This is a genomic window from Vibrio sp. 10N.286.52.C3 (assembly GCF_041468865.1).
Taxonomy (GTDB): domain Bacteria; phylum Pseudomonadota; class Gammaproteobacteria; order Enterobacterales; family Vibrionaceae; genus Vibrio; species Vibrio crassostreae_C.
In genome coordinates this window covers 47791-60310 of the sequence record NZ_JBFRJM010000063.1, presented here as the reverse complement: position 1 = coordinate 60310, position 12520 = coordinate 47791, and the positions used below count along the sequence as shown (strand labels likewise).

Sequence of the window (12520 nt, the reverse complement as noted above, 5' to 3'; positions counted from 1 at the left end):
TCTTAAGATCCTGTCTATGAACGGCTTCTTAGGTGGTCTTTGAAGTATTGCGCATTCAAGGTTTCACCGGTTGCGCGTTTCACCAAATCATCAGTAGTAAGCAGGCTGCCTTTGCTCCAAATGTTCGATTCTAACCAATTGAAGATAGGGGATAGGTCACCGCTTTCAATCACTGAGTTCACATCCACTGTTTTCTTCATTGAAGCCATGAACTGAGCCGCGTACATCGCACCTAATGTGTAAGGTGGGAAGTAACCGAATGCGCCGTCCGTCCAGTGGAGAATGTGACCTGCATTTTAAGGTAGTTGCGGCTGTCCAAATTCTTGCTAACGGGGCGACTTAACTCACAAAGTACGAAAAGTGGGGGCAGAGTACAGTTCTTGACTCAAACGAATTCGCTAGTTTTTGCTCTGTAAATCGCACTGAAAGAGTCACACACATACAAGGTAGTATGAGCATAGCCTTGAACAAGCCCAAAATCCTCGCTGAGAGCGTTTGAGGAGGTCTGAGGGTTGTTTTTGGTAGCTAATTTACCCATTTACCATAATAAGAATGATGAACTCCGACTTTAATTGCATGAAACGAGAGCTATCTATTTAGTTTCACTGCTGCGACAATCTTAATTTCTTACTAAACTGGAATTAGTATTGAACTAATAAAAAAGGAATAGTTATGCGAATTGTTTTTTTTGTTTTTGCTCTTTTTTTTCTTCCCTTTCATTTGGAGGTTTTAAACCAATTCACGATAAAGCCTTAGAAGAAAAAGCACTCGATGCATTAGAAGTTCACTTAGTAGCTGAAGGTTTGATAAGAGATGATGCTGAGCTAGCTCTCGCGTATGAGGAGGGAGGGAAGAGTATTTTTTTCTTTCGAGTAAGAGAGCATGAAGGTGGGGATGAGTTATATAGGTTTTTTTGCTCAAAGGCTAGGTGCCGTTTTAGTTATAACTGACAATTGAAGTTGTAGTGGTCTAATGATCCCTGACAATCACGTAAGCGACTTTTTCTATCCTTTTAATTCATGCTTTGCTTAATTGGCAATCTTGCTAAAACGGAAATGTCCAGAGGCTTCATAAGCCTGAAGCTTTACTCGTGGCGCTTTTCTTGCAAAGTGCCTGCTAGCTCAGATCTGCCCCAAAATCACTTAGATTGAATACTCTACATCGTTTAGGATGCGAACATTTTCCCTACTAAAAGTCATCCATCCTTATGAACTTTAGTTGTGAACAATTGCTATGTATCACATCAACCATTTAGTCACTTTATCTTCACGGGCTGGGGGTAAAATCACAACAAACTGTATGATATCTTTTATATTATTTAAAGGTACAGGGAAAGTGACATGACTGAAGAGATAGTCAGCTTGATACCTCACACTCCTATATAAAGGGTGTAATCCATCAAAACTCGAACTTAAAGTTAACTGAAACGAAAACAAGGCTCTAATTGAACCTTGTTAAAAAATTGGATGAGTCTATGAGTTAACGACGGAGACCATCTTCAAATCGCTTGCGATAATTGTTTATCACGGTGATTAACGACTTTTTAATATCAACAATTTGTTTGGAATGTGGACACCAAAGCGCGAAGCCAAACTTGAAGCCCTCTAGCATCTCATCGGCTTCAACTGGCTCAATAGCATGATTGGCAAACTCAGTATTAGCAAAGGTTTTAGGCAGTAACGCCCAACCCAACCCCGCTTCGACCATCTTTATCACTAGGGCAAGTTGATCGATTGCTTCATTGTCTGAGCTGTAAATAATCTTCTCTGACATACCTTCTTCAATAAAAGATCGTAAGACAAATTGTTTGCTGTTTTTCAGAGCCACCAAGACTGCACTTTTCTCCAACCTAGATAGATCTCCACCTTTTTGAACAAAAGGGAGAAATTCGAAATGCCCAAGGAAAGTAGCATCAAAGCTATACATCGCCTGACGGTCATGCACATTGACGATACCAAAATGGTATTCGCCACTATCTATGCCTCTTTTGATGTCCTGTTTATTCCTAACAAAAAAGTTCACGCGCATTAGCGGAAAATCGCGAAGAAATTGCTGGCGGATTTCAACCAAAGCGCGATGAGGAATCACACTAGAATAAGCGATGTTGACGCTTTCTAATCCACCATAAGAGAGGCTTAGCGCCAATTTATCGAAAGTACGCGCTTGCTCGATGGTTAATTTAGCATTGTGATAAAGAAGGTGACCATCTTCAGTTGGCTCTACCGAACGCCCCACTCGTTCAAACAAACTGACCGCTAGTTGGTCTTCAAGGTTGGTAATCACCTGCCCTATCGTAGTTCGGTGCTTATTGAGTTTGACCGCGGCTTTGCTAAACGAGAGTTGTTCATAAACGGTCACGAACGCGAGAAGTTGTTCAAAACTAAAATTCATAGGTTTCGCTTCCTTTCTAGAGTGATTTACTTAAAATATGATAACTGATCTGCACCAGTGATACTGGACACTCGACTAAGCGAGTTGCCCTACTTCTGTTAATTCATGACTTACTAAATTAGATAAAACGCAACTCGTAAATGTCCAGAACCTTCACAGATGGCACTTCGTAACTCAGAAGTGCCCCTTTTCTAGTTAGAACCAAAGCTACCCTTCAGCCATAATTGTGACTTTTGACTTACAATACTTGTACTATGCTTTTTTCAGCTTGGTTCTACTTACACAGCAAGCTCTGCAAGTAGAAACTTTCAATGTAGTTGGGCGTTTTATCTACAGATAACGACTTCTCAAATGGTCTTTGAAGTATTGCGCATTCAAGGTTTCGCCCGTTGCACCTTTCACCAAGTCATCAGTGGTCAGCAGGCTGCCTTTGCTCCAAATGTTTGATTCTAACCAAGTGAAGATAGGGGATAGGTCACCGCTTTCAATCACAGAGTTTATATCTACCGTTTTCTTCATTGAAGCCATGAACTGCGCCGCGTACATCGCACCTAATGTGTACGATGGGAAGTAACCAAATGCGCCGTCTGTCCAGTGGATGTCTTGCATACAGCCGTTAGTGAAGTTGCCTTGAGTGCTTAAACCAAGGTAAGACTGCATCTTGGTATTCCATAACTCTGGCACGTCAGTGTGTTTGATCTTGCCGTTGATCAAGTCACGCTCAATCTCGTAACGCAGGATAACGTGTGCAGGGTAGGTCAGTTCATCGGCATCAACACGGATGAAGTCTTTCTTCACGCGCGTGTAGATCTTCTGGAAGTTTTCTTTCTCAAATTCTGAGCCTGAGAATTGCTGACCAGCCAAGTTCGCTAAGTGTCCAATGAACGGGTCGCTGCGGCCGACTTGCATCTCGAAGAATAAAGATTGAGATTCATGAATGCCCATAGAACGAGCTTCCCCCGCTGGTTGCCCTGCTAGGTGTTTTGGTAAGCCTTGTTCGTAACGTGCGTGGCCTGTTTCATGCACAATACCCATTAAGCTTTGAACGAATTCCGCTTCGTCATAGCGTGTTGTGATACGCACGTCTGAAGGCACGCCGCCACAGAATGGGTGAACACTTTCATCCAATCGGCCGTGTTCAAAATCGAACTGAAGCAGCTTCATGACTTCTAAACCCAGTGCTTTCTGTTTCTCGGTCGAATAGATACCTGATGGTGCGTTAAATTGCTCGCTCGATTGTTTTTCGATCACTTCATCAATTAAACCTGGAAGCCAAGTTTTAACGTCTGCAAATAGGGTGTCAAGTGAAGTAGAGCTGGTGCCCGGTTCATAAATATCCAGCATCGCATCATAAGGCGTTAGATTGGCTGCGTCTGCGCGAATCTGCGCTTCTTCACGAGAAAGCTCAACCACTTCACGCCAGTTCTTTTCGAATCCAACCCAGTCGTTGTTGCCGCGTTGGCTACGCCACGCATGTTCACATTTTGAACCCGATAGAGATTTCGCTTCAACCAGTTTTTCTGGAAGTAGGTTTGCTTGTTGCCACTGGCGTTTTATTTCACGAAGTGACGATTGTTGCTCAGTGTTCAGCGCTTCATTTTCAGCGTCTGCAATCCAATCGCCAAGCTGTGGTTGAGTCATTAAGCCGTGAATATGAACAGAAAGCTCGGCCATCGCTTCACTACGAGCTTGGTTACCACCTGCTGGCATCATTGAAGCTTGGTCCCAACCACAAATAGAAGCTAGGTGTTGAAAGCGTGAACATTTTTGAGAGTGTTCGACTAGTTTTTTGAATGCGCTCATTTGACTACTCTTAATTTGGTTTCTTTAAATGATCCTTAGGGCTGCGTCAGCGTTAAGGTTCATCTCGTGTACTTTGATTATGGCTTTGCTTTTTAATGACGCCGACCTTCGCAGTCGAAGATATAGCGAGAAAAGCATGAGGCGGTACGATGCCTTGAATTTACTATTTCTTAACAAATCAAACTGTTCTATTGTGCACAAAATCAGTGAGTTGTATAGCTGGTGGCAATTGTTGCTTGCGAATTGTTCAGATACACGGTATTGATGATAGATCGCTGAACAAAAATGACAATGATATGGATATTTTGAACTTTGAGGCATTTCTAATTGCCATCACTATTTTAACGCTAACGCCGGGCTTAGATACGGCTTTGGTGATTCGCAATACTAGCCGCTCTGGCTTAGCTGACGGTTGTATGACGAGCTTTGGTATTTGTAGCGGCTTGTATGTACACGCGTTTTTCTCTGCTGTGGGTATATCTGCAATCCTCGCCCAATCCGCTGAACTCTTTCAAGCCGTTAAGATGGTAGGTGCGGTTTACCTCATCTGGCTTGGCTTAAGCAGTTTGCGAGCGTTGATGAAAAACGGTGGCGGTTTGAAGGTCGGAGAACAAGCTCAGCAGGCTTACAGTGCAAAGCGTTCTTTGCGTGAAGGCTTTCTGTCTAACGTTCTTAACCCAAAAACAGCAGTTTTCTATCTGGCCTTTTTACCTCAATTTGTAAACCCTGAAGGTTCGCCTTTATTGCAATCTATGTTGATGGCTTCGGTACACTTTATGATTGCGATGGTATGGCAATGTGGTTTGGCTGGCGCTCTTAACTCGGCTAAAAATTTGCTCAAAAACGCGAGTTTTATGAAGTGGATGGAAGGCGTGACGGGCATGGTGCTGGTTGGGCTGGGTGTTAAGCTTCTGATGGAAGAGCCTGTGTAGTTCACCGTTTTCAGTTGAACATGAATATATGAAAGCCCACGATGTGTCGTGGGCTTTGTGCTTTATTACTGGTAGATCTTTGTACCGATCTTATTCAACAGCGCAGTTATTCAACGACGCTAATGTTCATCTCAGCACCTTCGAAACCTAAGTCACTCAACTCATCGGCGTTAAAGTTGGTGGTAACTTCGATGTCGCCAATGCGCTCAGTAGATTCGTTGACGGAATCAGTACTTCTTTTGCTGCGTAGATTGTTAGTAATTGGTGTTGCTTGTCCAATTTCGATAGTACCTGCAAATTGAGATTCAGCGTAGAAATCTCCAGACACGTAAGAGTGGAAGGGGCGTAAGCTTCCGCCAGTCGCGTATTGCATGCTTGATAAGCCAGCTTCTTTAATCGCCCAGCCCCAATCCCACCATTTTGTTTCACCTGGGATGTAACGGTGATCCCATTGGTAGCGAATGTCGGCAGATTCACTGCTGCCACGACCCATCGTGAAGGTATGAGCCTTGTATGGGCGGTTATCTGGATGAGAGTGCCACGCGTTGCCACCCCAACGAAGGAAGCCGTTGAATTCAACATCGTAGCTAATATCGGCGTTGAATCGGTACGGGTAAGAGATGCTTGAACGATACAACTCAACTCGAATCGGCAGCTCCGAATTCGCAGGAACCATAGGACGAGCTTGAAGTGTTACTTGTTCGCTAGTGGAGTTGCCATTTGTTTCAGCGAAGCTTTGGTTAGCCTCGAACTTAACTGTGAGCCTAGTTTCACCAACCAAAGGCCACTTGAAGGTGTTCTCTGTTTGAACGCTTTGTGAGAATCCATAGCTGTTCGTTTTCGACCAGTTTGTTGATTCGTCTACTTTTAGGTCGACCACCACTTGTTGCGCGATATTGCTGTTGTTTCTTGCCGTCGCGTAAACCGTCTTCACTAATTCACGATCTGACTCGACAACATCACCATGCCAAAAGTTGTCGTCGTTAACGGTATAGGCAAAATTGTCGACGGTGATTTTGGTTTTTTCATCACAGCGATAGCCACTACAAGAACCATTGTTATTTCCCTGTATCACCCAACTGTTGCCAGAGCGCTTTATCGTCATGTCTTCGCCCACGTACTGACTGTTATTACCGCCAACCCAAGCGTAACCTAGGTTGTGGGCTAAGTAGCTTAATGGGCGTACAAAGTCGTTACGGTTGTTCACTAATTCATACTGAACATCGATTTCGCTGCCTTCCTGAACCGATTTGGCGGAATAGTTAGGGATTTCAGATTGGTCGTTGTTTGGGTAACAGAACGTTGACCCACTGCTTGATTGCTTAATTTCGCCATGATAACCCGGCCCCATGATTACCCAGTTTCCTTTTAACCCGGTGATCTGCCAAGTGCCCATGCGAGCGACCAAAGTACTCTTCTGCTCTTCTGCTTCATAACGGTCTATAGGACGATAACCAGAGCGACAGACATCTTCACCAAGTTGGTCAAACACTATTTGGTCTGGGTAAATCTTCGCATTTACACCGGTTGATAGAACAGACAACACTGCGGTTGCTAAGAGACTTCTGTTTACTGTGATCATTAACAATTCCCTCATTTGTAATTTTTCTATTTTGATAATGTTTTGTGTGCCGTGCAGTTAACAAGACAAGTTCACTTTTTCATGTTGATAAATAGATAGATACTGAAAAGGGTTGAATTAAATTACCCAGTTAATTCAATGGCTTGTATTGTCATTAGTGTTTTTACGGTGAAAGAGTATGCAACTGAACGTAAATTGTTTGATGGGGCTCAAACCGTTTTTAGAAAAATGAAGGCCCATTATTCGGGCTTAGACGTCAAAATTATTTGACGTTATTTTTGGCGTTTGTATGAATGGTTAATTAGAAGAACAGGTATAACCATTCACAATACTCGTAGTTTTAAGGTGGGCAGGTAGTGAGTGACAAAGAGTAAAAATCTAACTTGAATATTTTGCTTTGCTATCGGTTTTAAAATGCAAACACTTAAAGTAAGGAAGACTGTAATAATTGTATTACTAATAAAATAATGAAAATAACCATCCGTTTTTTATGTGTAATATCGGAAAAGCTTGCTACTTGATAATAGGGCACTTTTTGCTAGTGGTTAAACTATCTCTAATTATCGTTTGGCCAGAAGTTGCGTTCGGCCTGTATTACACGTTTTAATGATGGCAAATAAATCATTCGAACTTAAGATATCAATCTTTACCGTTAATGGGTCATTGTTGATTAACAGGTAAGGCGCCAATCGGCTGTCATTCATTGTTTTATTTATTTTTTGCACAGAGACTAAGTCAATGGTGCCAGAAATAGAAAAGAAAAGTGATTGAGAAGGACGGGCTGTTCCTCTGAATCGCAGAACAAGTGGGTCGGGCATGTTGTCGTCTTGAACGGACATCAGGTGCAGCACCTTGTTGTTACTTATTTTCGTTAATCCGTCGGTACGTAATACATTGTCATTCACTATCAGGTCCACCACGCTATGTTGGTAGCGATGCTCTTCTTTTGGTTGGGGCGAAGGGATACTCCATATGCCAACCAATAAAACGAATGCAGAAATGAGCGCAACGATTGGCATCATAATTGACCTCTTTCTAGGAATAACGCCAGTTCGGTACTGGCTTGATCTAGTTGGGTTGGAGTGTAAAAGATGTTGACGGACTGGCGTGTGGCTTTGTTGAGAATAGAGAGCTCTGAATATTCCGCTTCTTCGCTAATGTACGCCACACAATCACATTGATACTGATAGAGAATGCTTTCTAGCTCTGGCGTCATCGCCATTTCAGGGGCTTGGAAAACTTGTATTTGACCTATCCATTGCTCTCTGAGCCGGTTAACGGGGTTGATATCGCTGAGGTTTCTCTCATTAACCTTAGCAAAAGCCAATAGCGCTGATGCTAACAGTAAGCAGCCAGTGGTGAAGTAGCACAACTTGTTTCGACTTTCAGCTGTGGGGAAGTAAGCCGAAGAACTTTGTTTAGGGTTAGGCTTAGGTTCGACTGCAACGGCTGCACCGATAGCAATACCATTATTGCCTACAGGTATTAGGTTGCTCGCAGCAGCAAGGGGAGTTGTGGCTCCATTATTGACGGGCGAGTCGATCACCACGCACTCATCGATAAGGCGATAGCCCACCTTAGGAACGGTGACGATTGGGGTTTCTTTGATGCCTAATCTAACGAACCCTTGGCGCAGTAAACTTATACTTTTCGCTAATGACGTATCCCCTATGAACTCGTTTCCCCAAGCGAAGCTAATAATATCTTGTTTGTTAACAATATCGGGTGAGTTTTTATGTAATAACTCCAGAACTCGAGTTTCACGGTATCCTACTTTAATAGAACGTTCATCGTTATAAATACGGTTTTTAATCGGGTCGAATCTGATCATATAGCCAACGTTTTATTTTTATTATAATTCTCTCTACAATGTAGATGACTATAAACTGACTAATATATGAATTAAAGTCACATGTTTTATTCTTCTGGTTTTTTGTGTCGTTGAAACAAAAAGAAATTTAATATGTTTTTGACAAAACGCCTGACACCAACACACAATCTGTTAAATATAAGTAATGTCTAATTAAGTGTTGGTTTTATTAGTCTTCTATTGGCTATATTAAATCGCATAGCAGTCGAATTAATATTCTCGTTATTTATAAGGGCATATGTGCTGCATAATAATTGAAGACGTTTCGCTATGTGATGAAAATAAAAAGGCCCGCAGTTGAAGTGCGGGCTTGGTATTCAATCAATTCAGGTTACGCTTTAACTGCTTCACAATCTTTTGAAGAAGTTAACGGTTTGAAGAATAGCTTGGTTTCTTCGATAACAACGTGGCGCAGCAAGATAAGCCCGATTAGGTTCGGAATTGCCATTAGGCCGTTCACGATATCAGCTATTATCCAGATCATGTCGAGCTTCAAGAATGCACCAGAAGCCACCAACGCAATGAAGATGATCTTGTAAGGCAATACTGCTTTGGTACCCAGCAAGAACACAACACAGCGCTCACCGTAGTAGTTCCAACCTAAAATTGTTGTAAACGCAAAGAAGATTAAGCCAACAGAAACCAACATAGGGCCAAGGGTATCTGCATTCAGACCAACAGCGAATGCGTGAGTGGTCATCGCAGCGCCTGAAAGATCCGTCTGCCAAGCACCCGTTAAGATAAGCGCCAAACCTGTCATCGTACAGATGATGATGGTGTCGAAGAAGGTACCTGTCATAGAGACAAGTCCTTGTTTCACACATGAGTCTGTTTTAGCCGCTGCTGCAGCCATTGGTGCGCTACCTAGGCCAGATTCGTTCGAGAACACACCACGAGCGATACCTGATTGGATAGCAAGCATGATGCTCGCGCCAAAGAAACCACCGGTAGCTGCTGTGTTGGTAAACGCAGAAGTAACAACAAGAGTAATGGCATTCAGTAGTTGGTCTGCATTTGAAATCAGGACGCTTAAACACGCAACGACGTACATAACCGCCATAGTAGGAACAACTTTCCCTGCTACTTTAGCGATAGATTGGATACCACCAAGGGTAACTACTGCAACCAATGTCGTAAGAACGACAGCAGACATCTCACGAGAAGCGCCAAATGAGATTTGAGTTGCGTCTAAGATAGCGTTGACTTGTGGGAAGGTACCGATACCAAAGCAAGCAACACCGAGCGCGAAGACAGCGAACATTACCGCCAAGATTCGTGAGCCGACACCGTATTGCAGGTAGTACATTGGGCCGCCAACCATTTCGCCATTGCTATCGGTTCTGCGGTATTTAACGGCAAGTAGACATTCTGCGTATTTGGTCGCCATACCAAATACAGCGGCAAGCCACATCCAGAAAAGGGCGCCAGGGCCACCAATCTTGATTGCGGTCGCTACACCAACGATGTTACCTGTACCAATGGTTGCTGAAAGTGCAGTACACAAAGCTGCGAAACTCGATACGTCACCCGTACCAGATTTGTCTTTGCTGAATACCATTTTCAGTGCAGTTGGGAGGTGTCTAAACTGGAGTAAGCCTAAGCGAAAAGTAAAGTAGATACCTGTACCCACTAGCAGAATAAGCAGTGGTGGTCCCCAAACGAATTGGTTGATGGTTTGTAGTGTAGCTTGTAGGTGGTTCATAGATTCCCCTTAATAAATTAAAAATTTAAGGAGAAGAGGGAAGGCAGTGCAGATCACAGGGATCGATAGCACTACTTAATACATACGGATTTCTAGATAGAATTCTTTTGTTAATTAAGGCTGTTGCTTTCCACTCCTCTGTCCTTTTGCCTGAGAGTTTCACTTAGCGAATCACTTATAGATAAGTAACGGGCACTAAGCTTGCTCCTTCGGCGACCGATCTAACGGTTCTCTCCAGAGGTTCCTCCAACGACAGTCCTCACTTTTCTGGATTTCTCCAGCATAAAGCACCTGAAAGATTTACTTCTTCGGCGGGTCAATCTAACTAAATGTTAATGTTTAGTTAAAAACCACTCTCCTGCAGTCTTCATCGGAACAATTACCTAAATAATTAGGTAATCTGTAGGCGTATCCTAGATCATATAAAATGTGATGTCAGCTACAAAATATCTGTTTGCACAAATGTTGTTCAACTAAATGATCAAACAACGAGTCTCTGACGTAACTTGCTTATTTAAATGGTATAAAATAGAGAAACAAGGAGGAGTTATGACTCGACTAATAGCGATTGTTTTTTTATTGGCTTTGGCATTTGTACTATTTCGTTACCGGACAAACGAAAAACTGCAAAAATGGGTAGTGATAGTTATCGTTAGCAGTTTCCTTTTGTATACTGCCAGCTTGATGATTTCGGAGTTAACTCGTTAAGCCTGCCTGTAAACAGGTGGGATGAATGTGTTAGTAAAGCTTAAGTGCTTCTGGCTTGAGCGATAGGTTTAACTGAGCCTTCACAATCAGTATTGGCATTCGTGTCAGTGACCGCGTAACGTTAAATAAATTTTTGGGAGTACCCGCTAGTGAACCAGCAATCTGGACAAAGCGAACAAGATGAAGTGGTTGTTATAGAAGAACGCGATAAGCGCAGTCAGCTCTATATCGGCATTGCTGCGGTTATAGGTTTAGCACTGGGTGGCTTAATTGGTTCTACAGTTACGGCTTCTAAGTGGGAGTCCACTTATCAGGTACTCGAAACTCGTTATCAAGAACTGCATGACAGCAGAGCACAGTTGATGACATCCGTTGAAACTAAAGTGGCAAAAGTTGATACCGAAATCGATGCGAAAGTAGAAGCCGCTCTAGTGAAACAAACGGAAGAGCATCAAAAAGAGCTCCAGGAATTAGCGAAGCAGTCTTCGGTTTTAGAGAAGGCGAACTACTCGTTAGAGCAACAGCTAAATGAACAGAAGCAAACGTTAGAGCAAACTCAGCAAGACAACCAGAAACTTAATCGTCAGGCTGACATGCAATCGACTTTGTTTGAGCGTGCGCGTGAAGTTTTCCGAAAAGAATTACAGATTTCTCAAGAACTTGAAAAACTTGAGAAAGAAAGAGATCAACTCGAGCAGAATCTTGGTTCTCTTAAGAAAGCGTGTGATGTTTACTTAGATGGCACATCATGGGATGCGAAATCTGACGCGTGTGAGAAGCAAGATAACGCTAACTCTCGACTGAGCGATATCAGACAAATGATTGAAGTCCACACCATGGATCTCAAGCAGATCAAAACGCTCACTGAAGAGATGGGTTTATAAGCCGAAGGCTTTACCAACCTAACGTTAGTTTTGCATTAAATATTGAAACGCCCACATCACACACGTGATGTGGGCGTTTTGCGTTTGTCGAGAGCATAGATCCGGTGCTTTCTCATTATTGATTATTTGCGTGTTTTCATTGTTTGCTTAGATATTTGTGAATAGTTACGTATATCCACAATGATATGTTACTTGTTGTCTATTAAATGACTTTGCATACATATTTTCAGCTCAGAGTCGCTGCATAATAGTGTTGTTCAGGATGAACACGCAGTCGATTGCTAGCTCGCATTTGGCTGCTTTGACGAAAAGGGATGGAGTGATGCCAGAGTATCTTTGTGAGAACTGCACCATAGCTTATTGTTTCGATGATTGTCGCTCGCCATTAGCGCAAAAAGAGATGATCAAAGTAGAAGAGTTGGTTCGTCGTGTCGATGTTGAACAGAGTGAAAAGGGTGAAAAGAGTGAGCAGGGCATTGAAGGTAGTTATTCGCCTAATCGTTCAGACATAAAAAATCCCCACAAGCCAAGCTGGTAGGGATTTTGGATAAGTTGCAGTCCTGTTCTCGCTTTCTCAAGCAAAGGGTCTTACAAAAATTTTTAGAACAGTTTCGTTTCTTAGAATGCAGTTAGCTACTAGAGCAAAAC

The 12520-nt window shown here is 42.8% G+C and carries 9 protein-coding genes, 1 pseudogene and 1 riboswitch; of the genes and pseudogenes, 3 read left to right on the top strand and 7 right to left on the bottom strand.

Annotated features, from left to right (window positions below):
• Positions 1-14 precede the first annotated feature (14 nt).
• The 3 genes and pseudogenes from AB4138_RS19925 to AB4138_RS19915 form a co-directional block, all read right to left on the bottom strand.
• Positions 15-281: pseudogene (locus AB4138_RS19925) on the bottom strand (carboxypeptidase M32); the annotation flags it as partial.
• 1198 nt (positions 282-1479) lie between these two features.
• On the bottom strand, positions 1480-2391 hold the full coding sequence (locus AB4138_RS19920) for a LysR family transcriptional regulator (protein WP_017069525.1): 912 nt from the start codon (positions 2389-2391) through the stop codon (positions 1480-1482).
• A gap of 330 nt (positions 2392-2721) precedes the next feature.
• Positions 2722-4194, bottom strand: coding sequence for a carboxypeptidase M32 (locus tag AB4138_RS19915; protein WP_017066275.1), 1473 nt, complete (start codon positions 4192-4194; stop codon positions 2722-2724).
• Positions 4195-4490: 296 nt separating this feature from the next.
• Between AB4138_RS19915 and AB4138_RS19910 the strand changes: the two genes are divergently transcribed.
• The gene (locus AB4138_RS19910) at positions 4491-5126 is read left to right on the top strand and encodes a LysE family translocator (protein ID WP_017058961.1); all 636 of its coding nucleotides are present in this window, start codon (positions 4491-4493) and stop codon (positions 5124-5126) included.
• A 106-nt stretch (positions 5127-5232) separates the two neighbouring features.
• On the opposite strand, the gene AB4138_RS19905 is transcribed toward AB4138_RS19910, so the two are convergent.
• From AB4138_RS19905 to AB4138_RS19890, 4 genes are all read right to left on the bottom strand, one after another.
• On the bottom strand, positions 5233-6708 hold the full coding sequence (locus tag AB4138_RS19905) for an aerolysin family beta-barrel pore-forming toxin (RefSeq protein WP_372307412.1): 1476 nt from the start codon (positions 6706-6708) through the stop codon (positions 5233-5235).
• Between the two features lie 560 nt (positions 6709-7268).
• Complete coding sequence (locus AB4138_RS19900; protein WP_017059728.1) at positions 7269-7730, bottom strand: hypothetical protein; 462 nt, start codon at positions 7728-7730, stop codon at positions 7269-7271.
• The gene (locus AB4138_RS19895) at positions 7727-8539 is read right to left on the bottom strand and encodes a transcriptional regulator (protein WP_372156994.1); all 813 of its coding nucleotides are present in this window, start codon (positions 8537-8539) and stop codon (positions 7727-7729) included. The genes AB4138_RS19900 and AB4138_RS19895 overlap by 4 nt, the downstream gene beginning before the upstream one ends.
• A 370-nt stretch (positions 8540-8909) precedes the next feature.
• A complete protein-coding gene (locus AB4138_RS19890) occupies positions 8910-10280 on the bottom strand; it encodes a sodium:alanine symporter family protein (protein ID WP_248401192.1) in 1371 nt (456 codons plus the stop codon).
• A 128-nt stretch (positions 10281-10408) separates the two neighbouring features.
• Positions 10409-10528: riboswitch (glycine riboswitch) on the bottom strand.
• Between the two features lie 609 nt (positions 10529-11137).
• Between AB4138_RS19890 and AB4138_RS19885 the strand changes: the two genes are divergently transcribed.
• Positions 11138-11872: a chromosome segregation ATPase gene (locus AB4138_RS19885; RefSeq protein WP_017059725.1), complete on the top strand. Its 735-nt coding sequence runs from the start codon at positions 11138-11140 to the stop codon at positions 11870-11872.
• 322 nt (positions 11873-12194) lie between these two features.
• Positions 12195-12410, top strand: coding sequence for a hypothetical protein (locus AB4138_RS19880; protein WP_372307409.1), 216 nt, complete (start codon positions 12195-12197; stop codon positions 12408-12410).
• Positions 12411-12520 lie beyond the last annotated feature (110 nt).